Consider the following 26,417-nt stretch of genomic DNA (forward strand, 5'->3'; position numbering starts at 1 on the left):
CCCGCCAAGTGATGCAGAAGGAACGGGCCGCCCGATGCGCCTGAACGTCTCGGCCTACGCGATCCGCAACCCGATCGGGCCGCTGGTCCTGTTCCTCGTGCTGATCGTGCTCGGCCTCGTCAGCTTCCGCGGGCTCGCGGTGACGCGGATGCCGAACGTCGACGTGCCGATCGTCTCGGTGGCGATCACGCAGTCGGGCGCGGCGCCCTCCGAGCTCCAGACCCAGGTCACGAAATGGGTCGAGGACTCGATCGCCGGCGTGCGCGGGGTCAAGCACATCACCTCGGCGATCACCGAGGGCTCGTCCGTCACCACCGTCGAGTTCCGGCTCGAGGTGAACACCGACCGGGCCGTCAACGACGTCAAGGACGCGGTCTCGAAGATCCGCATCAACCTGCCGCGCACCATCGACGAGCCGGTGATCAGCCGGGTCGAGATCGCCGGCCTGCCGATCCTGATCTACGGCGTCACCGCGCCGGCGATGACGCCCGCCGACCTGTCCTGGCTCGTCGAGGACAGGTTCGCGCGCATCCTCCAGGGGGTGAAGGGCGTCGGCGGCGTCGAGCGGGTCGGGGGCGTGGCGCGCGAGATGCGCATCGAGCTGCAGCCCGACCGGCTGCTGGCGCTCGGCATCACCGCGGCCGACGTCAACCGGCAGGTGCGCCTGACCTCGGCCGACATGGCCGGCGGACGCGGCGAGGTCGGCGGGCGCGAGCAGTCGATCCGGACGCTGGCCGCCTCGCGGACGCTCGCCGACCTCAAGGCCACCTCCATCGTCCTGCCCGGCGGCCGCAAGGTGCGCCTCGCGGATCTGGCCACCGTGCGGGACGCGATCGAGGAGCCGCGCACCTTCGCCCGCTTCGACGGCCGGCCGGTGGTCGCCTTCGCGGTCTCGCGCGGCTCGGGCGCGAGCGACGCCGAGGTCGCCGCCGGCGTCGAAAGGAAGATCTCGGAGTTCGCGACCAGCTACCCCGACGTCAAATTCGAAAGGATCGACTCCTCGGTCTCGGCCACGATCGGCTCCTACGATTCGGCGATGCACACCCTGATCGAGGGCGCGGCGCTCGCCGTGCTGGTGGTGTTCCTGTTCCTGCGCGACTGGCGCGCGACGCTGATCGCGGCCTTGGCCCTGCCGCTCTCCGTGTTCCCGACCTTCTGGGCGATGGACGCGCTCGGCTTCACCCTGAACGGCATCAGCCTGCTGGCGATCACCCTGGTGACCGGCATCCTGGTCGACGACGCCATCGTCGAGATCGAGAACATCGTCCGCCACATGCGGATGGGCAAGTCCGCCTACCGGGCGGCGATCGAGGGCGCCGACGAGATCGGGCTCGCCGTCATCGCCATCACCGCGACCCTGATCGCGGTGTTCGCGCCGGTGTCGTTCATGCCGGGGATCGCCGGGCGCTACTTCATCCAGTTCGGGCTCACCATCGCGGTCTCGGTGTTCATGTCGCTGCTGGTCGCGCGGCTGATCACGCCGATGCTCGCGGCCTACTTCCTGCGCGACCACGCCCACCAGGCGGAGCGCGAGGGGCCGGTGATGCGCGCCTACGGCCGCCTCGTCGGCTGGTCGGTGCGCCACCGGGTGGTCACCCTCCTCGTCGGGCTGGCCCTGTTTGCCGGCTCGCTCGCCTCCACCGGCCTGCTGCCCTCCGGCTTCGTGCCGAAGCAGGACAACGCCCGCACCCTGTTCATGCTCGAGCTGGCGCCGGGCGCGCGGCTCGCCGACACCATCGCCGTGTCCGACCGGGTGGTCGCGCGCATCCGCGCCCTGCCCGAGGTGGTCTCGGTCTTCGTCGACGGCGGCCGGCAGGTCGGCGGCAAGCGGGAGACGCGGCTGGCCACGCTCACCGTCAACCTGACGCCGAAGAACGCCCGCGCCCAGTCGCAGGCCGCCGTCGAGACCGAGATCGCCGGGCTGATCGCGCAGGAGCCCGACATCCGCTCGTGGTCCCTGCGCGACTCGGGCCAGCGCGACCTCGCCCTCGTGGTCGGCGGCCCCGATGCCGGCGTGGTGACCGAGGTCGCCGCCAGGCTCCAGCGCGACATGGCCGCGATCCCCCATCTCGTCGCGGTGATGTCGACGGCGCCCCTGAACCGCACCGAGGTCCGCATCCGCCCGAAGCCCGGCGTCGCGGCCGATCTCGGCGTCTCGACCGACGCCATCGCCGAGACGGTGCGGGTCGGAACGATCGGCGACATCGGCCTGAACCTCGCCAAGTTCAACGCCGCCGACCGCCAGATCCCGATCCGGGTGCAGCTGCCCGACAGCGCCCGCGGCACGGTCTCGCGGCTGGAGAACCTGAAGGTGCCGGCCAACAACGGCACCGCGGTGCCGCTGGCGGCGGTGGCCGACATCGAGCTCGACCAGGGCCCGGGCGCGATCGACCGCTACGACCGCGTCGTGCGCGTGGCCGTGGAGGCCAACATGGAGGGCTCGGACGCGCTGGGCTCGCTGATCGCCCAGGCGCTGGAGACGCCGACCGCCAAGAGCCTGCCGCCGGGCGTCACCATCCGCCAGACCGGCGACGCCGAGATCATGGGCGAGGTCTTCTCCGGCTTCCTTCTGGCGATGGGCGCCGGCATCATGATGGTGTACGCCGTGCTCGTGCTGCTGTTCGGCTCGTTCCTGCAGCCGCTGACGATCCTGTTCTCGCTGCCGCTCTCGATCGGCGGCGCGATCCTCGGCCTGCTCGTGATGAGCATGCCGATCTCGATGCCGGTGGTGATCGGCATCCTGATGCTGATGGGGCTGGTGACCAAGAACGCGATCATGCTGGTGGATTTCGCCGTCGAGGAGATGGGACGCGGCGTCGATCCCGTTACCGCGATCGTCGAGGCCGGCCGCAAGCGTGCCCGCCCGATCGTGATGACGACGATCGCCATGGCCGCCGGCATGGTGCCCTCCGCGATGGCGCTCGGCGTCGGCGGCGAGTTCCGCGCGCCGATGGCGGTCGCGGTGATCGCCGGGCTGATCGTCTCGACCCTGCTCTCGCTGGTCTTCGTGCCGGCGGTGTTCCTGCTGATGGAGGGCTTGAGCCGCGTCCTCGGACGGGTGCTCGGCCGCTTCGTCGGCGCCCGCGACGAGGCCGGCACCGCGCCCGCGGCCCATCCCTCCCCTTCCCCCTGAGGAAACCGAATGACCGTCATGTCCGCCCGCGTCTCGACCTTCGCCCTCCTCGGCCTCGCCGCCGCCTCCGCCCTCGGGGCCAGCCCGGCGGCCGCGGCCGACCCCACCGGCACCTGGTTCACCGAGGACGGGCGCGCCCGGGTGCGGACCGAGCATTGCGGGCCGGGCGGCGCGAACCTGTGCGGCTACGTCGTCTGGGGCTCGAAGCCGCTGGGCGAGGACGGCAAGCCGAAGATCGACCGCTACAACCCCGACCCGAAGCGGCAGGCCCGGCCGCTCCTCGGCCACCAGATGATCCTCGGCCTGAAGCGCAACGAGGAGGGCCGGTTCGTCGGCAAGATCTACAACGGCGACAACGGCAAGTCCTACGACGTGACGATCTGGAGCGAGACCCCCGCCGAGCTGTCGGTGAAGGGCTGCCTGATCTCCGTGCTGTGCCAGACCCAGACCTGGACGCGGGTGGGCGACGTGGTGCCCGGCCAGCTCACCGCCGCGACCGACACCCCCGGCGGCCCGCGCTCGGACCCGGAATGGGCGGGGAAGCCCGGAGCCGCGCCGAAGCCCGCGGCCGCCAAGCCGGCGGGTGCGACCGCGCCGAAGTAGCGGCGCGGCGTTCTGGCGAACGCGCCTCGCCCCAAACCACCCCCTCATCCTGAGGTGCGGCCGCGCGGCGGCCGCCGCGAAGGAGCCTTCCAGTGGTCGCGCGATCCCCGGGAGCCTCCTTCCAGGCGTCCGCTTCGCGCAAGCACCTCAGGATGAGGGCGCGGGCGGGACGAGTGGCCGGAAGTTCCCGAGAACGGGCCCGCTGTCCGCGGCGGGTCAGCCGGTGGTTCCCGGCACGCGGGTCGATCGCGAGTTGAGCGTGCCGTGGCTTTCGGCCAGCGCCCGCGTCGCCGCCGCGACCGCCGCCGCGCCGTCGTCGAAGCCGCGCGTGGCCAACGCCGCGGCGAGGCCGTCGAGGGCGGCTTCGAGCTCGCGGGTCAGCACGTGCTCGCCGAGGGCGGAGAGCGAGCGTTGGGCGATGCCGGCGAGGCGGTCGGCCGTCGGCGCGGCGACGTGGCCGAGCAGGATCGCCAGGCTGTCCATCGCCTCGGCGAGGGTCTGGCACTGGATCGATTCCGAGGCGACGACGATCACCGCCTCCAGCGCATCGGTGGCCGCGGTCGGGGCGTGGTCGGCCAGGATCACGTGCGCGCCCAGTGCCTCCGGCGGGTCGACCTCGCCGGGGCTCCAGCGGGCGACGATGTCGCGCAAAGCCAGGAGGACGACGCGGCCGGGGCTGGGGTTCGACTTCGCGGTCGAGACCGAGGTCCAGGCGATGGTCGCGAGCTGGTGCAGGCCGTAGCCGGCATCGTGCCCGAGGTCGCGCCCGTCGTCGAAGGTGAGCGCCCGCCCGCACGCGGCCTCGACCGCCTCCCGCGCTTCCGCTTCCAGCACGAAGCCCGGCCGGGCCCGGATGTCGAAGAGCGGGTCGCCGAGCGCCCGGAAGGTGCCGACCGGAACCCGCATCCGAACCTCGACGGCGTCCGGCGCGGCGCGCGCGATCGCCGCCTGGATCCGGTCTGCGTCGAGGCCGACGACGTAGCCGCGCTCGGTCGCGCGCACCACCGCGCGGACGTCCCAGCCCGGCCGGGGCGTCCGGCGGGTGCGCGCGAGCAGGCGCTCGTCGTCGGCGCGGGCCTCGAGGATCTGCTCGTGGATGAACTGGACGATGCGCTCGGGCCGCATCTGATCGATGGTGTTGTAGAGCATCACGATGACGAGGCAGAGGGCGAAGGTCGTCATTACCAGCGCCAGGCTCGTGCCGAAGACCGGCCGGTGGAACTCGGTGTTGGTCACCAGGGTCATCAGCACGAAGACCGACAGGCCGACGAAGTAGCCGAAGTAGAACTGGTTGGTGCGCCGGGCCATGAACTGGTCGGTGACCTGCGCGGTGAGCGAGGCCGCGCCCTGCTGCACGGCGATGAGCAGCAGCGAGAAGGTGATCGACGTCACGGTGATGATGCTCGACGCCACGGTGGTGAGCAGGCCGCCGAGCGCGGCGCGGTCTCCGAGCAGCGCGCCGAGCCAGCGGAAGCCCGTGGGCGCCGCGCCGCCGGACCACGAGCGGTCGGCGAGGTAGACCAGCGCATTGAGCCCGACGAAGCCGACGATCGTCGCGAGCGGCAGTGCCAGGAACTGCCGGAAGGACCGCCGGACGGCGGCGACGACGCGGTTCGGGACCGTCTCGATGGCTGGCATGGTGGGTGGCGTCGCTCCTGTGTGCCCCCCCTATACGGACATCGACCCGAAAAGGACCGGCCGAAGCGCGAGAGCGACGGAAGCGGCCGCGCCTCAGGATGAGGGCGGTGGCTGGATCGCGGCCAAGGCCGTCGGCGACAGCCGGGATCGCCTCCTCGAAGGCGCCCTCAGGCGGTGCCCGCCAGCGCCGCGGCGTAGATCGCGCGCGCGTCGGCGCGGGTCACCGTCCGCGGGTTGTTCACCAGGAGCCGCGTCTGCTTCATCGCGTCGTCGGCGAGGCGGTCGAGGTCCGTCTCCGCGATGCCGACCGCCGCGAGCGAGGGCGGGACGCCGCAATCGCGGCAGATCGCGGCGAGCGCCGCGACGAAGCGGTCGGCCGCCTCCGCCGCCGGCCGGTCGCGGGCGTCCGGGTCGAGGATCGGCGCGAGCTCGGCGTAGAGCGCCCGCGCCTCCGGCAGGTTGAAGCGCAGCACGCCCATCAGCACCAGCGCGTTCGAGAGCCCGTGCGGCACGTGGAACAGCGCGCCGATCGGGTAGGCGAGCGCGTGCACCGCCGCCACCGGCGCGTTGGCGAAGGCCATGCCGGCGAGCATCGACCCGAGCAGCATCCCGGAGCGCGCCTCGACATCGCCGCCGTCGGTGCAGGCGATCCGGATATGGCAGGCGAGCAGCCCCAGGGCCTGCCGGGCGAGGCCGTCGGAGATCGGATTCTTGCGGTGGCGGCTGGTATAGGCCTCGATCGCGTGCACCATCGCGTCGATGCCGGTGGCCGCGGTGACGGCGGCGGGCAGGCCCAGCGTCAGCTCCGGGTCGAGCACCGCCCAGTCGGGCAGCAGGCGCGGGGCGACGACGCCCTTCTTCTCTTGCGTGGGCGTGGTGACGATGGCGATCGGCGTCACCTCCGATCCGGTGCCGGCGGTGGTCGGCACCAGGATCAGCGGCAGGCGCTCGCCCGTGGCGAGGCCGACGCCGTAGATCGCGTCCAGGGCGTCGTCCGAGCGGGCGAGGTAGGCCACGAGCTTGGCGGTATCGAGCGCCGAGCCGCCGCCGATCGCGAGCACCAGCTCCGCGCCCGACGCCCGCGCGAAGGCCGCCGCGGTCTCGACCACGTGGCTCGGCGGGTCGGCGACCACGTCCGCGAACACGTCGATGCGGCAGCCGGCCTGCGCCAGCGCCGCCTCGGCCGCCCGCGTCAGCCCGGCGGCGCGCACGCCCCGGTCGGTCACCAGCAGGATGGTTCGCGCGCCGAACTTGGCGACCAGCTCGGGGATCTTGCCCGCCGCCCCGGCCTCGAACAGCAGGTTCGGCGTGGTCTGGAACAGGAACGGGTTCATGGCCGGGAGCCTCGGCGGACGGATGTTTCGCCGCGCCAGCCTAACCGCTCGGCGCGCGATCGCCAGCGGCGACCCGGGATGCCGCGTCGGGGCGCTTCGGCCTCACCAGACCACCGCCTGCCCGTCGCGGCGCGGGTCGCTGGCGGCGGCGTAGCCTTCGACGCCGGGGTCGCCCATGCGCCAGATGAACTGGCCGGCGCCGAAATCCTGGTAGCTGTCCCGGATCACCGCGACCCGGTGGCCGCGGGCGACGAGGCCGTCGAGCGTGTCCGCCGGCATCGCGGATTCGGCGTTGATCTCGAGGCCCTGGTTGAAGCGCCAGCGCGGGGCGTCGCAGGCGGCTTGCGGGTTCTGGGCGTGGTCGATCATCCGCACCAGCGTCTGCACGTGGCCCTGCGGCTGCATGTTGCCGCCCATCACGCCGAAACTCATCACCGGGGCGCCCCCCTGCGTGAGGAAGCCGGGGATGATGGTGTGGAACGGGCGCTTGCCCGGCGCCACGCAATTCGGGCTCGCTTCGTCGAGGACGAAGCCGTAGCCGCGGTTCTGCAGCGACAGGCCCCACTCCGGCACCACCACGCCGGAGCCGAAGCCCATGAAGTTCGACTGGATGAAGCTCACCATCATCCCGGATTCGTCGGCGGCGGTGAGGTAGATCGTGCCGCCGCGCACCGGGTTGCCGGCGCCGAAATCCTGCGCGCGGCGCGGGTCGATCAGCTTGGCGCGGGACGCGAGGTAGGCGTCGTCGAGCATCGCCTCGGGGCTCACCCGCATCGCGGGCCCGTCGGCGACGTGGGCGTAGGTGTCGGCGAAGGCGAGCTTCATCGCCTCGATCTGCAGGTGCTGCGCCTCCGCCCCGTCCACCGCCATCCCGGCGAGGTCGAAGCTCTCGAGGATGCCCAGCGCGATCTGCGCGGCGATGCCCTGCCCGTTCGGCGGGATCTCGTGCAGCGTGTAGCCGCGGTAGTCCTTGCGCGTCGGCGTCACCCATTCCGGGCGGTAGGCGGATAGGTCCGCGAGCGTCATCGCGCCGCCGTTCGCGCCCGCGTGCCGCGCCATGGCCTCGGCGATCTCGCCCTCGTAGAAGGCTTTGCCCTTCGTCTCGCCGATGGCGCGCAGCGTCCGCGCGGCGGCCCTGAGCGTCACCAGCTCGCCGACATCCGGCGCGCGGCCGCGGGGCAGGAAGAACTCGGAAAAGCCAGGCTGGCGCACGAGGTCGGGGACCGCTGCCGCGGCGGCCCATTTCTGCTGCACCACGATCGGCGCGAGGTAGCCGCGCTCGGCGATCTCGATGGCCGGCTCCAGCAGGTCGGCGAAGGGCAGCTTGCCGAAGCGCTCGGACAGGGCGACCCAGGCGCCGACGGCGCCCGGCACCGTCACCGAATCCCAGCCGCGCATCGGCGGCCGCGTGGCCGGGCCGTATTTCCGGGCGAAGTAGTCCGGCGTCCAGGCGGCCGGCGCCCCGCCCGAGGCGTTCAGGCCGTGCAGTTCCTGGCCGTCCCAGAGGATGCAGAAGGCGTCCGAGCCGAGCCCGTTGCTGCACGGCTCGGTCAGCGTCTTCGCCGCGGCGGTGGCGATCGCCGCGTCGACCGCGTTGCCGCCCTTCCACAGCATCCGCATCCCGGCCTGCGCCGCCAGCGCGTGCGAGGTCGCGACCACGTTGCGGCCGAACATCGGCATGCGAATCCAGGGATAGGCGGAGGTCCAGTCGAAGGTTTGCGACATGTCGGGTCAGCTCACTGAGGGTCGGCGCGTGACGTCCGGGTTTCGATAAGGGGTGATCCCTTGTCCGGGGCCGAGGGCGAAGCCCGGTCGGTTCGTCGGGCTCCGCCCGGCCCCCGCCGAAGGGACGATCCCATCGGACTTCCCTTCGTTGCGACGCAGGATTCGTGCGCGGATCAGCGCGCCTGCATGCGCAACGCGCCGTCGAGGCGGATGGTCTCGCCGTTGAGCATCGGGTTGCGGACGATCGCCAGCACGAGGTCAGCGTATTCCTCCGGCCGGCCGAGGCGGGCGGGGAAGGGCACCGCGGCCCCCAAGCTGTCCTGGACGTCCTGAGGCAGGCCGAGCAGCATCGGCGTGCCGAAGATGCCGGGCGCGATCGCGCAGACGCGGATGCCGAGCGGCGCGAGCTCGCGGGCCGCCGGCAGCGTCAGCCCGACGATGCCGGCCTTCGAGGCGGCGTAGGCGGCCTGGCCGACCTGTCCCTCGTAGGCGGCGATCGAGGCGGTGGAGACGATCACCCCACGCTCGCCCCCGTCGAGGGGATCGAGCCCGGCGGCGCCCGCCGCCACCAGCCGCATCAGGTTGAACGAGCCGACGAGGTTGACCTGGATCACCCGGGCGAAGCCGTCGAGCGAGGCCGGGCCGTCGCGCCCGACGATGCGGGCGGCCGGGGCGATGCCGGCGCAGTTGACGAGGATGCGGGCGGGGCCGTGCGCCTCGGCCGCCCGCGCCACGGCGGCCTCGGCGCTCGCCGCGTCCGCCACGTCGCAGGCGATGCCGATCCCGCCGAGCGTGGCGGCCCGGGCTTGCGCCGCTGCCCCGTCGAGGTCGAGCAGCGCCACCCGCGCGCCGGCCTCGGCCAGCGCCTGCGCCGTCGCCGCCCCGAGCCCGGAGGCGCCGCCCGTCACGATCGCCGAGAGACCCTGGATCCGCATCGCCCGCTCCCGCCAAGCCCCGCGCGCGCGGCGCGGAGCCCGATGTCTAGCGGAACGAGCGGCGGGCGGAAGAGGCCGGCGCAACATGCTTTTCCCTCCCCCCGCAGAGGGGGGGAAGGGCGGCACGTCCCCGTTCGGGTCGGGCGCGCTGCGAAAGCCGCCTCAGCGCGGCGGCGGCTCGTTGTACATCGGAACGTTGTCGTTGCGCGGCAGGTAGGCGCGCACGACCGGGCCGTAGACGCGCGGCCCGGCATAGGCGCCGTACCGGCGGTCGAGGCCGGCCGGGGGGAGGGGGCGATGCGCGAGGCGGCGCGGCGCGGCGCGCGGGGCCGCCTCGGCGTAGCCCGGCCCCTCGGCCGCGGCGGGGCCGGCGAGCGACAGCGTCGCCAGCAGGCCCGCGAGGGTGACGAGGGGGAGCGAGATCCGAACGGGCATGATGGGTTTCCGACGCGTAGGGAAGCGAGGATCGCCGCGCGATGCGCTGACTCGGTCGGCGAGCTAAGCGCTCAGAACTTCACGCCGAGGGCGCCGCGGACCGTGTTGACGTTCATCTTGTTGTCGCCGAAGGCGCTGAACCATACATACTGGTATTCGGCGCGTAGAAACACGTTCTGTGTGATCGAGACATCGACTCCCGCGCCAAGCGCGCCGCCGAGAGCGAACTTCTCCTTCAAGCTACCGCCACTTTGCACCAGCGTTGCAACGAGGGTGTTCCGCGTCGAGTCGGTGTATTGTGCGGTCGCGACGTTGACGGTATCGCCAACGAGAGCTCGACCATACGCAAGTCCGCCTGTCACGAAGGGCAAGAACTGACCGTAGGCATACCCGGCACGAGCCCGGATTGTTCCGTAATCTTCCAAAGTAGCGCGCGCCGCCGTGTGAACGAAGGCATCGTAGAAGTAGTTATCCTTCGTCGTCACGTTGCGGGTGAGGCTGTCCTCCGATCGCGCCTTCTGATTGGCGTTCGTGTAGTCGACCTCTATACCGAAAACGGCATCGTCGATTTGGATGTTGTAGCCGGCAAATCCGCCGAACGAGACGTCGTGCGCACGCCCAGGGCGAAGCGTGTTCCACCGCGAAACATCGAACTCGTTCTGGATCGTGGATGTCCGCAAGATGTGCGCGATGTCGGATTGTCCAGCACTTCCGAAGTTGAAGCTTGTCGTGCTGTACCCGCCGTGCCCGCCGACATACACGCCGCTCCAGTCGATCGCCGTGACCGCGACCGGCGGGTCGTAGTCGGGGCCGCGGAGGAAATCGTAGTCGAGGTCGGCGGCGCGGGCCGTGGTCGGGCCGGCCAGGCTCAGGGCGGCAAGAAGTGCGCGGGAAGTCTTACGCATCGCGGTCGTCCTCGGGGCGGCAACACGACCGCACTACGAAACCTGTTCTCTCTTGATAGGAGAGTAACCTTAATGGCTGGTTTCGATATCGGCCGGCGTGCCGTGTCAATGCGGGGATGCGACGCGAAAACCGGAACGAAGACGGGATTTTACCGCACGCCCGCGCCCGGCGACCGGGCCGAGGCTTCGATCTGCGGATCGCGACGCCACCCCGACCGCCGACGCCCGTCGCTTCGGGCGTCGGCTCGCCCGCCGTGCCGCGGACGAGCGCCGGCATATGACGGTCGCGAGGTGGGAAATCCGATACCGCCCGGGGGCGGTCACGCCCCCGATCCAGCCATCTCTCCGCAGGGCAAGGGGCCGCGCGAGGCCCGCGGCCGCTTCGCGGCCGTCGGCGATCGCCCGGTCGCGGATCAGTTGCCGTAGGCGCTGCCGCCGAGACCGGCGAGGCTCGGGCCGCTGCCGAAGCCGCCGAGGTCGTAGCGCAGGCCGAGGCGGAACTCGTTGGCGGCGATGTCCTTCAGCCGCGTGCCGGCGTTGTAGGCGTCGAGCCCGCTCTTGGCGTTGCCGAAATCGACGTAGCGATAGGCCGCGTCCAGGCTGAAGCCGCCGCCGATCGCGTAGGAGACGCCGCCGGTCAGCGCCCAGGCGAGCGAGGCGACCGAGCGGTTCGGGCGCGCCACGGCGGTGCGCAGGCCGGTGCCGGGGTTGCCGTCGCAGGCGTCGACCGTGCAGGTGGTCTGGGTGTAGCCCCGCGCCACGCCCATGTCCGAGAGGCCGATGCCGGCGCCGACATAGGGCGTCAGCCCCCACCAGGTGCCGAGGTCGGCGTAGACGTTGACGAGGGCGGTGAGCGCGGAGACCTGGGCCGCCTCGACATTGTAGCCGGTGGCGAAGTTCGAGCGCGAGGAGGCGGCGCCGTAGCGGGCCGGCTCGCGCTGGTCGACGGTCGCGTCGACGCGCAGCCACGGGGTGATCCGGTAGCCGACGCCGCCGCCGTAGCCGGCCGCATCGCTCAGGCGCAGGCCGACGAGCGGCGGCATGCCCGGGTCGTTCGCGTCCGCCCGGGTGTCGTCGTGCGGGCGCGCGTAGGCCGATTCGGTGAAGTCGGCCCGCAGGTACCAGCCGCCGCCGACCGCGACCGGCGGCGCCATCGGCGGGGGCGGGGGCAGCAGGTCGGCGGCCTCGGCGCGGCCGATCCCGAGGAGAAGCAGCGCCGCGGCGGCGAAGCGGCGTTCGAGCGCAGCCATGGGGAAAGTCCTCACGCAAGATCAACGGTTGCATCCCGTAGGACGACTTGACGAGGACTCTAAACCCCAAATCTTGTGAACGGCTTAACCGTATTTCTTGGTCAGTGGCGTGCGTCTCGACCCTGAAACGAAAGAAGACGGCGCGGATCGGATCCGCGCCGTCTTCGATGTCGAGGCCGTGCAGGTTCGGTACGTGTCTCAGTACTTGCGGACGAGCGGGCCCGGGGCCGGCTGATAGTCGGGCACCAGCGGCGGCAGCGGCGCGGCGACGAGGCCGCCGAGCAGGTAGCGCACGCCGATCTTCACGTCGTGGGCCTCGATGTCCTTGATCTTCACGCCGGCTCCGGCCTCGCCGCAGCAGGTGGAGAAGCTGGCGCCGGTCGAGGCGTGGCCGAGGTTCAGGTAGCGGTAGGCGAGCTCGACCTTGAAGGCGTCGGTGACGTTGTAGGCGAGACCGGCATGGAGCGCCCAGGCGAAGCTGCCGGTGGTCTTGTCCTTGTACGACTTGGTCGTCGCCTGGCTGTTGTAGACCGGCGTCGCGTTGCCGTTCGCGTCGACCGTGTAGGTCGGGGTGTAGTTGTAGGTCGGCGGGGCGCAGGGGCAGCCGCCGTATTGCGGGTTGCCGTAATCGTAGGCGTAGGTCGGGCTGGTGAACTGGCCGTTCGTGCCGTAGCCGGAGACGTGGTTGAAGGCGTAGCCGGCGCCGGCGCCGATGAACGGCGTGATGCCGTACCAGGTGCCGAGGTCGAAGTAGGCGTTGGCGAGGACGACGGCCGAATCGAAGTGGCCGCTCGACTTGTTGATGCCGTACGAGCCGAGGCCGTTGTCGTAGTCGGGCCCCCTGTAGTACTCGCTGCCGCGCAGGCCGGTGGAGTAGCGGTACTCGCCGGTCACGTCGCCGCGCAGGAACGGGGTGAACTGGTAGCCGACGCCGACCCCGGCGAAGCCGCCGCCGCCGACCTCGTTGCCGTAGGAGCGGTTCGCCTCCGGGTAGCCGGCATAGTCGTAGGACGTGCTGTACTTCGCCCGGTCGTAGACGCTGGCCCCGACGTCGCCGCGCAGGTACCAGCCGCCGCCGACCTCGATCGGCGGGGCATAGGGCGGCGGGGGCGGGGGCGGCAGCAGGTCGGCGGCTGCGGCCAGTGAGGGCGCGCCGACGCTCGCCGCGAGCGTCAGGGTGCGCACCAAAGCGACGAGCTTGGAGCGGGCCATAAGAATTCCTTCACGCTTAAATGTGCCGGAAGCTTTCGGTGCCGGCTCTGGTGACCTCCCGGACCATGGCGGCAAGGTCTTAAAGCTGGCTTAACGTTAAAACTTAGCGTTATGGATTGTTTGAGGTGCGCAATCCTGCACGTCGCCGATGCGGTCCTGCGGACACAATCGCCGTTCCGGGCGTTGCCTGCACAGCCTCCACCGAGCGAGATTGACATGACGCGCCTGTTCATCGCCGACGTCCGGACCCCGTCCGGCCCGCGCCCCCTGGTCACGGTGCGCGCGGCCTCGGAGGCCGAGGCGCTGCTGTTCCTCGAGGCGCACTACCCCGAGGACCGGATCGAGGCGGTGGCCGAGCCGGGCGAGTGGGCCAGCGATGCCGCGACCGGATCGAACCCCGGCGACGTCCGCGAGCATCCCGGCAGCACCTGGCCGACCAGCCTGTCGCGGGCGCCCGCCGGGCCCTGAGCGGTGCTGCCGGAGGACGTGCGCGCCCTCGCGCTGATGCTGCCGGAAGCGATCCCCGGCGCGCACAAGGGCAACCCGGATTTTCGCGTGGGCGGCCGGGTCTTCGCGACGCTGTGGTCCGAGGAGGACCGGCTGGTGCTGCGGCTGTCGCCGGAGGACCAGGAGCGCCTGCTGGAGGCCGAGCCGGACCTGTTCTCGGCCATCGACGGCGCCTGGGGCCGTCGCGGCTGGACCAACCTCGACCTCGACGCCTGCGAGGAGGAGATTCTGCGGGACGCCCTGCTCGCCGCCTGGCGCGCCACGGCGCCGGCCGGGCTGGTCTCGGTCTACGAGCCGACGGCGTGAGGGCGGCCGCTCCGCGAGCCGGTGCTGAGCGCCGCCCGCTTGCGTCATTCGGCCCGGCGCCGTGGTGGTGATCGGGACCGCCCGGCGGCCCGTCGATCGCCGGGCGGGTCGTCGGGCTCGCCTCAGGCCTCAGCGAGCAGCTTGGCCGCGAACGCACCGAGCATGCCGCCCATCAGCCAGCGCTGCGCCCGCATCCAGGACGGGCGCCGGGCGAGGCCGGCCGCCAGCGCCCCGGCCGTGGTGGCGATGACGACGCCGAAGGCGAGGTTGAGGGCGATGTGCATCAGGCCGAGCACCAGGGTCTGAGCCAGCACGCTGCCGTGGCCGGGGATCACGAATTGCGGCAGCCGCGCGAGGTAGAGCAGCGCCGCCTTGGGGTTCAGCAAGGTCGTGGCCAGCCCCATCGCGAGCACCCGGCATGGGCCGGCCTGCGGCAGGTCCGCGGCCTGGAACGGCGAGACGCCCCCGGGGCGCACTGCGGACCAGGCGAGGAGCAGCAGGTAGGCCGCCCCGGCGAGCCGCAGGGCATCGTGGGCGTAGGGCACCGTCGCAAGCAGTGCCGTGATCCCGAAGGCGGCGCAGGTCATGTAGAGCAGAAACCCTAGCGCGCTGCCCACCAGCGAGACCAAGCCGGCCCGGCGCCCCTGCGCGATCGAGCGCGAGATCAGGTAGATCATGTTCGGCCCCGGCGTGATCGCCAAGCCGAGGATCACCGCGCCGTAGGCGACGAGGGTGGGATGGTCGGGCATCGTCGGGCTCCTGCCGCACGCTTCGTGGCGGCGCAGCCCCGGATTTCCCATCCGCCCTTCGATCGGTAAAATACCATCTCAAGATCCCTGTGATACGGCTGGGCTATCGAAGTGACCGTGGACGTCCGGTTGATCCGGCACCTCTGGCTGTTCCTGGCGGTGGCCGAGGCACGGCATTTCGGGCGTGCCGCCCAGCGGCTCGGCATGTCGCAGCCCCCGCTGAGCGAGGGCATCCAGACCTTGGAGCGGATGCTGGGCGCGCGGTTGTTCGACCGCGACCGCCGCGGCGTGCGGCTCACGCCCGCGGGCGCCGCGATCCTGCCGGCGGTGCAGGTCTTCGCCGGCCAGGTGGAGCGCTTGGAGCGGGCCGTGCGCGAGGCGGTCGCAGGCCGGACCGGCACGCTGACCGTCGGCGCGATCAACTCGGCGCTTCTGGAGGACTTGCCGCCGATGGTGGCGCGCCTGCGTGCGGCCCGGCCGGGGCTGACGATCGCCGTGCGCGAGATCGACAGCGTCGAGGCGGTGCCGCTGATCGAGGCGGGCGAGATCGATCTCGCCTTCGCGCGCCTGGAAGGGGAACTCGGCCCGAACATCCGCTCGCGGCCGGTCGCCACCGATCGTCTCGCCGTCGCCCTGCCGCGCGATCACCGGCTGACCGGCATGGCGGCGGTCCCGCTGGCGCTGCTGGCCGATGCGGATTTCGCGATGTTCGCTTGCCGCTCCAGCCCGGTCTACTTCGACCGGGTGACGGCAGCCTGCCACGCGGCGGGGTTCGCGCCGCGCATCGTGCACGAGGTCCGCGCCGTGACCTCGCAGATCGCCTTCGTGGCCTGCGGGCAGGGTGTTGCGCTGGTGCCCCTGCGCTTCGAAGGGCTCGCCCCGCCCCAGGTCGTGATCCGACCGCTGGCCGAGAACGTCGAGATCGTCGCGGCGGCCCTGGTCTGGTCGGACGCCCGCAGCAATCCTCTTGTCGACGCGGCCATCGCGTCGTTCACGGAGCCGACCGGATGAGGCTTCCCACCCCGAGCCGTCCTTCCGGTCACGACACCGGGCCCGACCGGAGCCGCCGCCGCTACAGCCGGAAATCCTCGCCGAGGTAGAGCCGACGCGCGTCGGCGTTGGCGACGATTTCCTCCGGGGTGCCCTCGGTGAGGATGCGGCCGGAATGGGCGATGTAGGCGCGGTCGATCAGGCCGAGCGTCTCGCGGACGTTGTGGTCGGTGATCAGCACGCCGATGCCGCGCTGCTTCAGGTGCTTGACGAGGTCCTGGATGTCGCCGACCGCGATCGGGTCGATGCCGGCGAAGGGCTCGTCGAGCAGCATGAAGGTCGGCGACGAGGCCAGCGCCCGGGCGATCTCGCAGCGCCGCCGCTCGCCGCCCGAGAGCGCGATCGACGGGGACTTGCGCAGGCGCGCGATGTCGAATTCCTCGAGCAGCGAATCGAGCTTCCTCGCCCGCGCCTTGCGGTCGGGCTCGGCGACCTCGAGCACGGCGCGGATGTTGTCCTCCACCGTCAGCCCGCGGAAGATCGAGGCTTCCTGCGGCAGGTAGCCGATGCCGAGGCGCGCGCGCTGGTACATCGGCAGGTGGGTGATCGCCAGGCCGTCCAGCGTGATGTGGCCGCGGTCGGCCGCCACCAGCCCGGTGATCATGTAGAAGATCGTGGTCTTGCCGGCGCCGTTCGGCCCGAGCAGGCCGACCGCCTCGCCGGTCCGCACCGTGAGCCCGGCCTCGTGCACGACGGTGCGCGCGCCGTAGCTCTTGCGCAGGCCGCGGACGCTGAGGATGCCGGGGCCGCCCTCGACCTCGGACGGCGCAGCCTCGGGCCGGGCGCGGCCGAGCACCCGCCCGAGCCAGGACGGGCGCGGGCTCGCGGTCTCGGACCGGTGCGGGGAGAGGGCCTGACCGCCGGGGACGCCGATCGAACCGCTCAATTGGCCTGGGCCCGCGTCTTGCCGTCGGACTTGCCGTCGCCCTTGGCGGCATCCGTCTTGGCTGCGTCACCCTTGGCTGCGTCGGCCGGCTTCGGCGCGGTCCTGGCGATGCCGGCGGGCTGCGCGCAGCCCTTGGCGGGCTTGTCCTTCTCGGCCTTCTCGCCCGGCACGAACAGGGCGGAGACGCGCCCGCCCGGCACCGGGTCCATGTTCGCGCGGCCGGTGTTCATGTCGTAGACGAGGCGTTGGCCGCGGGTGACGTTCTGGCACTGGCTCAGCACGACGTTGCCGGTGAGCACGATGCGCTTGGCTGCCTGGTCGAACACCGCGCTGTCGCCGGTGGCGACCTGGTCCTTCTGCACCACCGTGACCGGGCCGGCGCATTCCACCTTCTGGATGCCGTTCTCGCCCATGCCGGCCGCATCCTTCGGCTTGTCCTCGGCCTCCGCGGCCGGGCTCGCCTTGTCCTTGGCGTCCTTGTCCTTGCCGCGCTTGTAGTGGACCGTCATCGTCGAGCAGCGGATGGTGCTCTCGCCCTGCACGGCCACGACGTTGCCGGCGAAGATCGCCTTGCTCTCGCGGTCGAACACGTCGAGCCGGTCGGCGTCGATCTTGATCGGCTCCTTGCCGCCGCCCATCGATCCGAACGGCGAGGTCGGATCCTTCTTCGGCGCCGCCGCGACGGCCGGCTTCTCGGCCCGGGCGGGCGCGACCGGCAGCGCAACGGAGAGAAGCGACGCGGCCGCGAAGGCGGCGGCGAGCCGCGCCGGCAGACCGGACAGGCCGGTCATGGGCGGCCGTCCGTCGGCTCGGCCGAGGAGGTGAGGACGCGCAGGGGCGCCTTGGCCGGCTCGGCCTTGTCGTCGGCCTTCGCGTCCTTGGCCTTGTCCTGGTGGAACACGGTGTGGACGTTGCCGATGAACGAGATCACGCGGCCGTTCTCGACCACGTCGAGCCCGTCGGCGACCACCTGGCCGCTCGGCACCGACACGGTGACGGTCTCGGCGGATTTCACGCTGCCGGCCTTGAAGTCGACGGCGGCCGATTGCAGCCGCGCCTCCTCGCCCTTGTCGGTCCAGATCCGGATGTCCTGCTTGAGGTCGAGCGCCTCGCGGGTGGTGTCGAACAGCCCGGTCGCCGCCTCGATCCAGGCGAGGCCGCCCTTGTCGTCGGTGGCGACGTGGCCGCGCATCGCCTCGAGCTCGATCAGGCTCGGCTTGCGCATGTCCTGCAGCGCGGCGGTGGCGGTGACCTCGTAGCCGCGGTCGCCCTTGCGGAAGCCGGAGAGCTTCGGGTTCTCCATCCGCACCTTGGTGCCCGACAGCGTCACCGGCCCGACGCTGACGCCGGGGATGACGGCCGCGAACGGGTTGAACAGCCAGGCTCCGAGCGCGATCACCGCGCCGCCCGCGACCAGGGGCAGCACCCGGCGCAGCGTGCGCACCTGGGCACTGTGGCGATGGGCGCGCGCATGGGCGCGGGTGCGGCGCAGGTCGGTCCGACCGCTCGCCTGGGCGTACCCGTTCATCTCGACCGCGTCGACGACCTGCATGACGATTCCGATGCGCGACGCTGGGGCGATGCGCCCGCGAGCCCGGCCCCGACGCTTCGCGCGCCGCGCCGACTCGTCCGGGATGCGCCCGGCCGATGGCGAAGTTATGGCCCAAGCGTTTCCGAATGTTCAACTGTCGCCTGCATCCGGAAGCCGTGCGGGCGAGGATTCGGCGGACGCGCCGTGCGTTCGCGCACGGCGATGGCGTGGCCGTTCCCGGATGGCGTGCGCTGCCGGCGCCCGACCCGCGCGGGCCGCTGTCGGACTGTCCTGCGACGCCCGATCGCCCGTCCCTCCCGCCCGGCGGGGGGAAGGGCGCCTTTCCCGTTCGAGAGAGGCGGCGCGGTGCGTGGCGCGATCGATCCGGCGCCGAGACCCCGCGCAGCCGCGAACCGACGGGCCGGGCAGGAAGGCGTCGCGGCGACGCCCCCGAGGCGGGACGCAGGCCGGACGAGGCCCGGCCTGCCTCGGCCGCCTTACGCCTGCGCGGCGTCCGCCGGCGCGCCGGCCTTCGGGCCGCCCTTGGCGACGCCGACCAGGGCCGGGCGCAGGGTCCGGTCTCCGATGACGTAGCCGGACTGGACCACCTGCACGACGGTGCCGGCCGGCACCTCCGGGTCGGGCACCTCGAACATCGCCTGGTGGCGGTTCGGGTCGAAGCGCTGGCCCTTGGGCTCGACCACCTTCACGCCGTGGCGCTCCAGGGTCTTGGCGAGATCCCGCTCGGTCAGCTCGATGCCGTCGATCAGGCCCTTCAGGGCGCCCTCGGCCGAGGCCCGCGCCTCGGCCGGGACGCTGTCGAGCGCGCGGCGGATGTTGTCGGCGACGTTGAGCACGTCGCGGGCGAAGTTGGTGACCGCGTAGGTCCGGCCGTCGGCGACCTCGCGCTCGGTCCGGCGGCGCAGGTTCTCCATCTCGGCCAGCGTGCGCAGCGTGCGGTCCTTCAGCTCGTCGCGCTCGGCGGTCATCGCCGCGAGCTTCGCGTCGGCGGCCGACCCGTCCTGGGACGCGGGGGCGTCGTGCGGCGCCTCGTGCGCCACGCCGGCCCCGGCCTCGACCGTGCTCTGGCGCGGGTCGTCATGCTGCATGTCGTTGCTCGTCATCGCGAAAAGGGCTCGCCGGGTGATTTCGGGGTCGGCGTTGATATCAGGCGCGCGGGCCGCGAAATCAACCCGGCGAAGCACATCACGCCTCCCGCGGCGGCGGCGCGGCGACGAGCGCCTCGAGCCCTTCGGCCTTCATCACCGCCACGTCGCCGGCGAAGACCTCCATCACCGCGCTGCGGATCGCCGCCTGGCGGTCGGGCTGGGTGACGCGGGTGCCGGTCAGGTCGGTGACGTAGAACACGTCCACCGCCCGCTCGCCGAAGGTCGCGACATGCGCCGAGGTGATGTTGAGGTTGAGGCGGTTCAGCGCCGTGGTCAGCTCGTAGAGCAGGCCCGGCCGGTCGAGGCCGGTGACCTCGACCACCGTCTCGCGGCTGGACAGCGCGTTGTCGATCGCCACGTCCGGCGGGACCAGGAAGGTCTTGGCCCGGCCGGTGGAGGGCGGGTGCTTGTCGGCCACGAGCTCGGCGATCTTGATCTCGCCCTTGAGCGAGCGCTCGATCGAGGCGGTGATGCGCCGGCCGCGGCGCATCTCGTCCTCGTCGCGCTCGAAGGCGCGGGAGATGAAGATCGAATCGAGGGCGAAGCCGTCGCTGGTGGTGAAGGCCTGGGCGTCGACGATGTTGCCGCCGGCCGCCGCGCAGGCCCCGGTGACGATGGCGAGCAGCCGCGGGTGGTCGGGCGAGTACACCGTCAGCTCGGTGACGCCGCGGACCGGATCGGTCTCGACGTCGGTGGCGCTGGTGCGGCCGGCCTCGATCGCCTGGCGGATGAAGCCGGCGTTCTTGAACTGGCGCACGCCGTCGACCTTCAGCCAGTAGGCCTGGTTGTGGCGCGCGGCGTAGGCGTCGAACACCTCCGACGACCAGTCGGGCAGCTGCTCGCGCAGGCCCATCTGGATCAGCCGGACGCGGTCGGTGCGGGCGATCTCGGAATGGCCGCCCGACAGCACCACCTCGGTCTCGTCGTAGAGGGTGCGGATCAGCGTGCCCTTCCACGCGGTCCAGACGCCGGGGCCGACGGCGGTGATGTCGGCGACGGTGAGGATCGTCAGCAGGCGCAGGCGCTCCAGCGTCTGCACCACGGCGGCGAACTTCTCGATGGTCTTCGGATCCGAAAGGTCGCGGCTCTGGGCGGTCATCGACATCAGGAGATGGTGCTCGACGAGCCAGGCCACCGTCTCGGTCTCGGCCTGGGTCAGGCCGAAGCGCGGGCACAGCTTCTGCGCGATCGCCGCGCCGGCGATCGAGTGGTCCTCGGGCCGGCCCTTGGCGATGTCGTGGAGCAGGATCGCCACGTAGAGCGCGCGCCGGTTGTGGATCGCGTTGACCAGGCGCGAGACCAGCGGGAACTGCTCCTCGGTGCGCCCGGAATCGATCGCCGCGAGCACGCCGAGCGAGCGCAGCAGGTGCTCGTCCACCGTGAAGTGGTGGTACATGTTGAACTGCATCATCGCGACGATGCGGCCGAAATCCGGGATGAAGCGGCCGAGCACGCCGGCCTCGTTCATCTGCCGCAGCACCGATTCCGGCGAGTTCTTCGAGGTCAGGATCTCGAGGAAGAGGCGGTTGGCCTCCTCGTCGGCGCGCAGCGCGTGGCCGATCAGGCGCAGGGAGCGGTTCGCCAGGCGCTTGGCGTCGGGATGGATCGCGAGGTTGTGCCGGTCGGCGAGCCAGAACAGGCGCAGGAGGTTGACCGGATCGCGCTCGAACGCGTCCTCGGCGCGGACGTTGACCCGGCCGTGGTCGAGCCAGAAATCCTCCGCCTCGATCGCGGTGGCGCGGAACCGGTCGCGGAACTTGCCGATCCAGCGGTCGAGCACCGGCGTGCGCTTGGCGTGGCGCGCCTCCAGCTCGGCGCAGACGATGGCGGTGAGGTCGCCGACGTCCTTGGCGATCAGGAAGTACGCCTTCATGAAGCGCTCGACGCCCGACAGCCCGCCGCGCGGCCCGAAGCCGAGGCGCTCGGCGATCTTCGGCTGCAGCCCGAAGGACAGCCGCTCCTCCGCGCGCCGCGTGACGAAGTGCAGGTGGCAGCGCACCCGCCACAGGAACTCGTCGCAGCGCTCGAACAGGCGGTACTCCTCCGCCGTGAACAGGCCGGCGGCGACGAGCTCGACCTGGTCGCGAACCCGGTAGGTGTACTTGGCGATCCAGAACAGGGTGTTGAGGTCGCGCAGGCCGCCCTTGCCGTCCTTGACGTTGGGCTCGACCAGGTAGCGCGAGGAGCCGGCCTTGGTGATGCGGCCGTCGCGCTCGCGCAGCTTGGCCTCGACGAACTCGTGCGCGGTGCCCATCACCAGCTCGGCGTCGAAGCGCGTCACCAGCTCCTCGAACAGCACCCGCGTGCCGAACAGGAAGCGCGCCTCCAGGAGCGCCGTGCGGATCGTCATGTCGGCGCGGGCCTCGCGCAGGCATTCCTCGACCGAGCGGGTGGCGTGGCCGACCTTCAGCTTGAGGTCCCACAGCACGTAGAGCATCGCCTCGACGACGCTCTCCGACCATGCGGTCTGCTTGTAGGGCAGCAGGAACAGGAGATCGATGTCGGAGCCCGGCGCCATCGTGCCCCGGCCGTAGCCGCCGGTCGCCACCACCGCGAGCTGCTCGCCGGTGGAGGGGTTGTCGTTCGGATAGAGCCGCCAGACCACCGCGTCGTGGATCGCGCGCACCACCGCGTCGGTGAGGTTCGACAGGGCGCGGGCGCAGCGCATGCCGTCCCGGTCCTTCAGAAGCTGCGCCTCGGCCGCCGCGTGGCCGGCCTCGATGACCCGCTTCAGCTCCGGCACCAGAACGGCGCGGAGCTTCGTCGGCTCACGAGCCTCGCGATCCAGGGCATCCAGAACCTTGTCCAGGGCAGCGACGGCATCGAACATGGGTACCCGTTAGCATGAACTGCCGGTGCTGCCAGCGGGGACGGGCTTCCGGACCGGCGCGCGGCGTCGAGCCAGGGTCCTCGAGCCGGGGCTCGTCAACGAAGGGCCTCGGGCGAGGGGCCGCGAGCAAGAGCCACGCCGAAGCCACGCTCGATCCGGATCCGCCGGAGCGGGCGGGGTGCCGGTGGGCGAGCTTTGACGCGCCGTCCCGGGGATCGTATATACGAAGGCGATACGTTGATGCGAGCGCGGCACGGTGCCGTTCGAAGCTTGGTCACAGCCATGCCAGGAGAGGTGCGCGTGATCGTTCAGTTCTCCCGATGGGGCAACAGTCTCGCCCTCCGCATTCCGGCGCAGATCCTGCGAGACGTCGGCGCTGCGGAAGGCAGCACGGCCGAACTGAGTGTCGAGGAGGGGCGGATCGTCATCGCGCCGCGCGCAGAGCCGCCGCGCTACACCTTCGACGGCCTGCTTGCCGGCATCACCAAAGAGAACCTGCACGACGACCAGTTCGAGGGGCGGACGGTCGGTGACGAGATCTGGTGAGCCGCCCTATTGCCCTGATCTCGGCGACCTGATCTTTCTCGAGTTCAGTCCGCATCTTGGGACCGAGCAGGGCTTCACCCGGCCCGGGCTCGTTCTCACGCCGCGGTCCTACAACGGCCTCGTCGGGCGCTGCTTCGCGTGTCCGGTCACCAGCCGCGGACGTGGCTACCCTTACGAGGTGGTCCTGCCGTCCGGGCTGAAGATCCACGGCTTCGTCCTTGCGGACCAGGGCAAGCCGCTCGCCTGGGCCGAGCGCTACGCGCGCTTCGTCGACGTCGCGCGGGCGGCCGTGATCGATGATGTGAAGGCGAAGATCGCGGCGTTCCTGCAACTCGGTTGATGCCGATCGTCCACGGCTGTGCGTCCTATATTGCGGAATTGTCGTTTGACATAAAGAACGCACCGGCCTAGCTCGGATCAAACGCCCGATCCGAAAAGGACTGTCCTCATGCGCCTTGCCCGCCGCGCGCTTCTCGGTGCCGCCCTCGCGCTCGCTCTCCCGGTCGCCCTGCCCACCGCCTTGTCCGCGCCCGCCGGCGCCGCCGAGGTCAAGGAGGTCCGCCTGGACTGGGCGACCTACAATCCGGTCGGGCTGGTCCTGAAGGACAAGGGGTTTTTGGAGGAGGCGCTGAAGCCGAGGGGCATCACCGTGCGCTGGGTCCAGTCGCTCGGCTCCAACAAGGCGCTCGAATTCCTCAATGCCGGCGCGATCGACTTCGGCTCCTCGGCCGGCGCCGCCGCCCTCGTGGCGCGCATCAACGGCAACCCGATCAAGGCGGTCTACGCCTTCTCGCGGCCGGAATGGACCGCGCTCGTCACCCGCAAGGACAGCGGCATCGCCCGGGTCGCCGACCTGAAGGGCAAGCGCATCGCCGTGACCCGCGGCACCGACCCGCACATCTTCCTGATCCGCGCCCTCCAGGGCGCGGGCCTGACCGAGCGCGACGCCAAGCTCGTCCTGCTCCAGCACGCCGACGGCCGCACGGCGCTCGACCGCGGCGACGTCGACGCCTGGGCCGGCCTCGACCCGATGATGGCCGCGGCCGAGATCGAGAACGACGACGTGCTGTTCTTCCGCGACGCGAGCGCCAACACCTGGGGCTTGCTCGACGTGCGCGAGGCGTTCGCCCAGGAGAACCCCGAGCTCGTCCGCACGGTGATCGCCGCCTACGAGCGGGCGCGTCTGTTCGCGATCCAGAACCCGGACGCGCTGAAGGCGGCCCTGGTCGCCGCGACGAAGCTGCCCGAGCCGGTGATCGCCCGGCAGGTCGCCCGCACCGACCTCTCCGAGCCGGCGGTCGGCAAGGCCCAGGCGGCCTCGATCCAGGCGGCCGGCCTCGCCCTGCAGCAGGCCGGCATCATCCCCGCCGGCACCGACGTCCCCGCCGCCGTCGACGGGCTGATCGACACGCGCTTCAACCCGGCGCGGTAGGCGAGGGCGTATCGAGCCCCGCTCGCATCGTTCGTCGCAGAGCCGTATCGTCCGCGCGATCCGCAGCGCGGCCCCTTCTCCCAGGGGGAGAAGGGTGGGATGAGGGGCGTGCCTCAGACGGAAAGGTCACACCCCTCACCCTGTCCCTCTCCCCCTGGGAGAGGGGGCCCGCGCCGCGATATGCCCACGGTTCGGTCGACGCACACAGCAGGAGCGACCGGAGGCATGCCCGAGATCACGAACCTCCTCGGCTTCGCGCTGGTCTCCCTCGGCATGGTGCTGACGCCGGGGCCGAACATGGTCTACCTGGTCTCGCGCTCGCTCTCGCAGGGGGCGGGCGCCGGGCTGGTCTCGCTCGGCGGGGTCGCGGCGGGGTATCTCGTCTACATGCTGGCGGCGGCCTTCGGCATCACCGCGCTGCTGCTCGCCGTGCCCTTCGCCTACGACGCCCTGCGCCTTTCCGGCGCGCTCTACCTGATGTGGCTGGCCTGGCAGGCGGTGCGGCCGGGCGGGCGCTCGCCGTTCCAGCCGCGGATGCTGCCGCCCGACGGGCCGCGGCGGCTGTTCGCGATGGGGTTCCTGACGAACCTTCTCAACCCGAAGATCGCGGTGATGTACCTGTCGCTGCTGCCGCAGTTCATCACGCCGGGGCACGGCAGCGTGCTGGTGCAATCGCTGGTGCTGGGGTCGGTGCAGACCGGGATCAGCGTCGGCGTGAACGCGCTGCTCGCCGTCACCGCCGGGTCGGTGGCCGCCTTTTTCGGCGGGCGCCCGGCCTGGATGGTGGCGCAGCGCTGGCTGATGGGCACCGTGCTCGCCGGCCTCGCGGTGCGGATGGCGACCGAGGCGCGGCGCTGAGCCCGCGGCGGTGCTATTGGGCCGCCGACCCTCCAGCTCCCGACGGTCCGATGCCACACCTTTCCGAGCTCGACGCCCGATGACCGGACCCGCGGCCGCTCCGGCGGCGAACGCCGCTTCCAACCTCGCGCCAAGCGCCGCTCCACGGGCCGGACGCGCGGTCTCCCCGCGCTTGGGCCGGGCCGGCCTCGGCCTCCTGCTTCCGCTGGCGCTGGCGCTGGGCTGGGAGGCGGCGGTCCGTGCCGGCCTGGCGCAGGGGCGGCTGCTGCCGCCGCCGAGCCGGATCGCGGCGACGCTGTGGGAGCTCGCCCGCTCGGGCGACCTGTGGATGCACGTCTCCGCGACGCTGGTGCGCGTCGGCCTCGGCTTCGCGCTCGGCGCGGCGGCGGGGATCGTCGCGGGCGCGCTGACCGCGACCCTGCCGACCCTGCGCCGGCTCGTCGACCCGAGCCTGCAGGCGTTGCGCGCGGTGCCGTCGCTCGCCTGGGTGCCGCTGTTCATCCTGTGGTTCGGCATCCTCGAGACGCCGAAGGTGATGCTGATCGCGGTCGGGGTGTTCTTCCCCGTCTATGTCGGGGTCGCGGGCGCCATCGCCTCGGTCGACCGCAAGCTCGTCGAGGTCGGGCGGATCTTCCGGCTGTCGCGGGCGGCGCAGGTGCGGCGCATCCTGCTGCCCGCGGTGCTGCCGGCCACCGTCACGGCCTTGCGCACCGGCCTCGGGCTCGGCTTCCTGTTCGTGGTCGCGGCCGAGCTGATGGGGGCGTCCGAAGGTCTCGGCTACCTGCTGATCGACGGCCAGCAATTCTCCAAGCCCGAGCAGATCCTCGCCGCGATCATCGCCTTCGCGGTGGCGGGCAAGCTCGCCGACGCTTTGCTGGTCGCGCTCACGACCCCGCTGGTGCGCTGGCAGGACACGGCGCGGGACGCGCTCTGATCACGATCGCCGCGGGACGCGCTCCGACGGAAGACGCGTCGGGTTTCGCGCTCGGGGCGCGTCGCCTCAGTCCTGGTCGGGCTCGTCGGTCTCGGCCCGGTCGCGATCGTGGACCGGGCGCGGGTGCGCCGTCACCGGCGGGAACAGCTCGGCGAGCCCGGCGGCCACCCCGTAGAGCACCGGATCGGACCCGGGCCCGGAATGCGGCGGGTGGAGATCGCTCTTGACCATGGAATTCGTCACCTTCGACGCCCTATTCATCCCGTTGCCAGCGCCGTCGTAAGCCTGACGGACAGCTCCAAGACTGCCCTTAGGGCTTGTCAAGTCGTGCTTTGGTCCAGGGTTTCATGCCGGCGAAAAGAAAGTTTCGGTGTGCCCGTCGATGGTTGCAGACGAACGCGGGCCGAACCATCCGAGGGTTGAGGCCGGAATGCGAACCGGTAGTTTAT

The 26,417-nt window shown here is 71.6% G+C and carries 25 protein-coding genes; 10 read left to right on the forward strand and 15 right to left on the reverse strand.

Translation table 11 applies throughout. The features are described from left to right. The first annotated feature begins 34 nt into the window (after nucleotides 1–34). Together MKK60_RS24950 and MKK60_RS24955 are read left to right on the forward strand one after the other, a co-directional pair. Nucleotides 35–3,133: an efflux RND transporter permease subunit gene (locus MKK60_RS24950; protein WP_243988930.1), complete on the forward strand. Its 3,099-nt coding sequence runs from the start codon at nucleotides 35–37 to the stop codon at nucleotides 3,131–3,133. A gap of 9 nt (nucleotides 3,134–3,142) precedes the next feature. After that, complete coding sequence (locus tag MKK60_RS24955; protein ID WP_243933683.1) at nucleotides 3,143–3,736, forward strand: DUF2147 domain-containing protein; 594 nt, start codon at nucleotides 3,143–3,145, stop codon at nucleotides 3,734–3,736. A 216-nt stretch (nucleotides 3,737–3,952) separates the two neighbouring features. On the opposite strand, the gene MKK60_RS24960 is transcribed toward MKK60_RS24955, so the two are convergent. From MKK60_RS24960 to MKK60_RS24995, 8 genes are all read right to left on the reverse strand, one after another. Next, entirely contained in the window at nucleotides 3,953–5,374 is a 1,422-nt protein-coding gene (locus tag MKK60_RS24960) for a DUF2254 family protein (RefSeq protein ID WP_243933682.1), read from the reverse strand. Between the two features lie 167 nt (nucleotides 5,375–5,541). Continuing rightward, a complete protein-coding gene (locus MKK60_RS24965; RefSeq protein WP_243988931.1) occupies nucleotides 5,542–6,708 on the reverse strand; it encodes an iron-containing alcohol dehydrogenase in 1,167 nt (388 codons plus the stop codon). A gap of 102 nt (nucleotides 6,709–6,810) precedes the next feature. Further along, a complete protein-coding gene (locus MKK60_RS24970; protein WP_243988932.1) occupies nucleotides 6,811–8,433 on the reverse strand; it encodes a gamma-glutamyltransferase family protein in 1,623 nt (540 codons plus the stop codon). A 173-nt stretch (nucleotides 8,434–8,606) separates the two neighbouring features. Further along, entirely contained in the window at nucleotides 8,607–9,368 is a 762-nt protein-coding gene (locus MKK60_RS24975; protein WP_243938193.1) for an SDR family NAD(P)-dependent oxidoreductase, read from the reverse strand. Nucleotides 9,369–9,530: 162 nt separating this feature from the next. Further along, nucleotides 9,531–9,803, reverse strand: a complete 273-nt coding sequence (locus tag MKK60_RS24980) for a hypothetical protein (RefSeq protein WP_243988933.1) — start codon at nucleotides 9,801–9,803, stop codon at nucleotides 9,531–9,533. 71 nt (nucleotides 9,804–9,874) lie between these two features. Next, nucleotides 9,875–10,708: an outer membrane protein gene (locus MKK60_RS24985; RefSeq protein WP_147844473.1), complete on the reverse strand. Its 834-nt coding sequence runs from the start codon at nucleotides 10,706–10,708 to the stop codon at nucleotides 9,875–9,877. A 413-nt stretch (nucleotides 10,709–11,121) separates the two neighbouring features. Then, nucleotides 11,122–11,958, reverse strand: a complete 837-nt coding sequence (locus MKK60_RS24990) for an outer membrane protein (protein WP_243938189.1) — start codon at nucleotides 11,956–11,958, stop codon at nucleotides 11,122–11,124. A gap of 198 nt (nucleotides 11,959–12,156) precedes the next feature. Continuing rightward, nucleotides 12,157–13,170 carry an outer membrane protein gene (locus MKK60_RS24995; protein ID WP_147858285.1) on the reverse strand — a complete coding sequence of 338 codons (1,014 nt, stop codon included), beginning with the start codon at nucleotides 13,168–13,170 and terminating at the stop codon, nucleotides 12,157–12,159. Between the two features lie 216 nt (nucleotides 13,171–13,386). On the opposite strand from MKK60_RS24995, the gene MKK60_RS25000 reads away from it, so the two are divergent. Beyond that, on the forward strand, nucleotides 13,387–13,638 hold the full coding sequence (locus tag MKK60_RS25000; RefSeq protein ID WP_147729946.1) for a hypothetical protein: 252 nt from the start codon (nucleotides 13,387–13,389) through the stop codon (nucleotides 13,636–13,638). 36 nt (nucleotides 13,639–13,674) lie between these two features. Next, nucleotides 13,675–13,983, forward strand: a complete 309-nt coding sequence (locus tag MKK60_RS25005) for an MmcQ/YjbR family DNA-binding protein (protein ID WP_243988980.1) — start codon at nucleotides 13,675–13,677, stop codon at nucleotides 13,981–13,983. 122 nt (nucleotides 13,984–14,105) lie between these two features. Here the strand turns inward: MKK60_RS25005 and MKK60_RS25010 are convergent, their stop codons facing one another. Then, nucleotides 14,106–14,732 carry a LysE family translocator gene (locus tag MKK60_RS25010; RefSeq protein WP_243988934.1) on the reverse strand — a complete coding sequence of 209 codons (627 nt, stop codon included), beginning with the start codon at nucleotides 14,730–14,732 and terminating at the stop codon, nucleotides 14,106–14,108. 117 nt (nucleotides 14,733–14,849) lie between these two features. Here MKK60_RS25010 and MKK60_RS25015 point away from each other — a divergent pair, with 117 nt between their 5' ends. After that, on the forward strand, nucleotides 14,850–15,743 hold the full coding sequence (locus tag MKK60_RS25015) for a LysR substrate-binding domain-containing protein (RefSeq protein ID WP_243988935.1): 894 nt from the start codon (nucleotides 14,850–14,852) through the stop codon (nucleotides 15,741–15,743). 61 nt (nucleotides 15,744–15,804) lie between these two features. On the opposite strand, the gene lptB is transcribed toward MKK60_RS25015, so the two are convergent. From lptB to MKK60_RS25040, 5 genes are all read right to left on the reverse strand, one after another. Next, nucleotides 15,805–16,578, reverse strand: a complete 774-nt coding sequence (gene lptB / locus MKK60_RS25020) for an LPS export ABC transporter ATP-binding protein (RefSeq protein ID WP_243950730.1) — start codon at nucleotides 16,576–16,578, stop codon at nucleotides 15,805–15,807. 86 nt (nucleotides 16,579–16,664) lie between these two features. Next, complete coding sequence (locus MKK60_RS25025; protein WP_147843208.1) at nucleotides 16,665–17,459, reverse strand: LptA/OstA family protein; 795 nt, start codon at nucleotides 17,457–17,459, stop codon at nucleotides 16,665–16,667. Further along, the gene (gene lptC, locus MKK60_RS25030) at nucleotides 17,456–18,220 is read right to left on the reverse strand and encodes an LPS export ABC transporter periplasmic protein LptC (protein ID WP_147728819.1); all 765 of its coding nucleotides are present in this window, start codon (nucleotides 18,218–18,220) and stop codon (nucleotides 17,456–17,458) included. Before lptC ends, MKK60_RS25025 begins: the two co-directional genes overlap by 4 nt. A gap of 476 nt (nucleotides 18,221–18,696) precedes the next feature. Next, a complete protein-coding gene (gene grpE, locus MKK60_RS25035; protein WP_147843215.1) occupies nucleotides 18,697–19,308 on the reverse strand; it encodes a nucleotide exchange factor GrpE in 612 nt (203 codons plus the stop codon). 97 nt (nucleotides 19,309–19,405) lie between these two features. Beyond that, nucleotides 19,406–22,198 (reverse strand): [protein-PII] uridylyltransferase, encoded by a 2,793-nt coding sequence (locus MKK60_RS25040; protein WP_147728175.1) that lies wholly within the window; start codon nucleotides 22,196–22,198, stop codon nucleotides 19,406–19,408. A gap of 300 nt (nucleotides 22,199–22,498) precedes the next feature. Between MKK60_RS25040 and MKK60_RS25045 the strand changes: the two genes are divergently transcribed. The 5 genes from MKK60_RS25045 to MKK60_RS25065 all read left to right on the forward strand — a co-directional run bounded on the left by MKK60_RS25045 (nucleotide 22,499) and on the right by MKK60_RS25065 (nucleotide 25,968). Then, on the forward strand, nucleotides 22,499–22,744 hold the full coding sequence (locus tag MKK60_RS25045; protein ID WP_210246691.1) for an AbrB/MazE/SpoVT family DNA-binding domain-containing protein: 246 nt from the start codon (nucleotides 22,499–22,501) through the stop codon (nucleotides 22,742–22,744). Further along, nucleotides 22,728–23,084, forward strand: coding sequence for a type II toxin-antitoxin system PemK/MazF family toxin (locus tag MKK60_RS25050; RefSeq protein ID WP_243988936.1), 357 nt, complete (start codon nucleotides 22,728–22,730; stop codon nucleotides 23,082–23,084). Before MKK60_RS25045 ends, MKK60_RS25050 begins: the two co-directional genes overlap by 17 nt. 108 nt (nucleotides 23,085–23,192) lie before the next feature. After that, nucleotides 23,193–24,176, forward strand: a complete 984-nt coding sequence (locus MKK60_RS25055) for an aliphatic sulfonate ABC transporter substrate-binding protein (protein WP_243988937.1) — start codon at nucleotides 23,193–23,195, stop codon at nucleotides 24,174–24,176. Nucleotides 24,177–24,401: 225 nt separating this feature from the next. Further along, nucleotides 24,402–25,034, forward strand: a complete 633-nt coding sequence (locus tag MKK60_RS25060) for a LysE family translocator (RefSeq protein WP_243950698.1) — start codon at nucleotides 24,402–24,404, stop codon at nucleotides 25,032–25,034. A 79-nt stretch (nucleotides 25,035–25,113) separates the two neighbouring features. Further along, nucleotides 25,114–25,968 (forward strand): ABC transporter permease, encoded by an 855-nt coding sequence (locus MKK60_RS25065; RefSeq protein WP_243933663.1) that lies wholly within the window; start codon nucleotides 25,114–25,116, stop codon nucleotides 25,966–25,968. 66 nt (nucleotides 25,969–26,034) lie between these two features. Here the strand turns inward: MKK60_RS25065 and MKK60_RS25070 are convergent, their stop codons facing one another. Next, the gene (locus MKK60_RS25070; RefSeq protein WP_243933661.1) at nucleotides 26,035–26,199 is read right to left on the reverse strand and encodes a hypothetical protein; all 165 of its coding nucleotides are present in this window, start codon (nucleotides 26,197–26,199) and stop codon (nucleotides 26,035–26,037) included. Between the last annotated feature and the right edge of the window lie 218 nt (nucleotides 26,200–26,417).

The organism is Methylobacterium sp. J-092 (assembly GCF_022829325.1).
Taxonomy (GTDB): Bacteria; Pseudomonadota; Alphaproteobacteria; order Rhizobiales; family Beijerinckiaceae; genus Methylobacterium.

Bases quoted from the DNA above. Each gene is read 5' to 3' on its own strand.
- MKK60_RS24950 (WP_243988930.1), top strand. From the start codon at position 35: ATGCGCCTGAACGTCTCGGCCTACGCGATCCGCAACCCGATCGGGCCG.
- MKK60_RS24955 (WP_243933683.1), top strand. From the start codon at position 3,143: ATGACCGTCATGTCCGCCCGCGTCTCGACCTTCGCCCTCCTCGGCCTC.
- MKK60_RS24960 (WP_243933682.1), bottom strand. From the start codon at position 5,374: ATGCCAGCCATCGAGACGGTCCCGAACCGCGTCGTCGCCGCCGTCCGG.
- MKK60_RS24965 (WP_243988931.1), bottom strand. From the start codon at position 6,708: ATGAACCCGTTCCTGTTCCAGACCACGCCGAACCTGCTGTTCGAGGCC.
- MKK60_RS24970 (WP_243988932.1), bottom strand. From the start codon at position 8,433: ATGTCGCAAACCTTCGACTGGACCTCCGCCTATCCCTGGATTCGCATG.
- MKK60_RS24975 (WP_243938193.1), bottom strand. From the start codon at position 9,368: ATGCGGATCCAGGGTCTCTCGGCGATCGTGACGGGCGGCGCCTCCGGG.
- MKK60_RS24980 (WP_243988933.1), bottom strand. From the start codon at position 9,803: ATGCCCGTTCGGATCTCGCTCCCCCTCGTCACCCTCGCGGGCCTGCTG.
- MKK60_RS24985 (WP_147844473.1), bottom strand. From the start codon at position 10,708: ATGCGTAAGACTTCCCGCGCACTTCTTGCCGCCCTGAGCCTGGCCGGC.
- MKK60_RS24990 (WP_243938189.1), bottom strand. From the start codon at position 11,958: ATGGCTGCGCTCGAACGCCGCTTCGCCGCCGCGGCGCTGCTTCTCCTC.
- MKK60_RS24995 (WP_147858285.1), bottom strand. From the start codon at position 13,170: ATGGCCCGCTCCAAGCTCGTCGCTTTGGTGCGCACCCTGACGCTCGCG.
- MKK60_RS25000 (WP_147729946.1), top strand. From the start codon at position 13,387: ATGACGCGCCTGTTCATCGCCGACGTCCGGACCCCGTCCGGCCCGCGC.
- MKK60_RS25005 (WP_243988980.1), top strand. From the start codon at position 13,675: ATGCTGCCGGAAGCGATCCCCGGCGCGCACAAGGGCAACCCGGATTTT.
- MKK60_RS25010 (WP_243988934.1), bottom strand. From the start codon at position 14,732: ATGCCCGACCATCCCACCCTCGTCGCCTACGGCGCGGTGATCCTCGGC.
- MKK60_RS25025 (WP_147843208.1), bottom strand. From the start codon at position 17,459: ATGACCGGCCTGTCCGGTCTGCCGGCGCGGCTCGCCGCCGCCTTCGCG.
- lptC (WP_147728819.1), bottom strand. From the start codon at position 18,220: ATGCAGGTCGTCGACGCGGTCGAGATGAACGGGTACGCCCAGGCGAGC.
- grpE (WP_147843215.1), bottom strand. From the start codon at position 19,308: ATGCAGCATGACGACCCGCGCCAGAGCACGGTCGAGGCCGGGGCCGGC.
- MKK60_RS25040 (WP_147728175.1), bottom strand. From the start codon at position 22,198: ATGTTCGATGCCGTCGCTGCCCTGGACAAGGTTCTGGATGCCCTGGAT.
- MKK60_RS25055 (WP_243988937.1), top strand. From the start codon at position 23,193: ATGCGCCTTGCCCGCCGCGCGCTTCTCGGTGCCGCCCTCGCGCTCGCT.
- MKK60_RS25060 (WP_243950698.1), top strand. From the start codon at position 24,402: ATGCCCGAGATCACGAACCTCCTCGGCTTCGCGCTGGTCTCCCTCGGC.
- MKK60_RS25065 (WP_243933663.1), top strand. From the start codon at position 25,114: ATGACCGGACCCGCGGCCGCTCCGGCGGCGAACGCCGCTTCCAACCTC.
- MKK60_RS25070 (WP_243933661.1), bottom strand. From the start codon at position 26,199: ATGGTCAAGAGCGATCTCCACCCGCCGCATTCCGGGCCCGGGTCCGAT.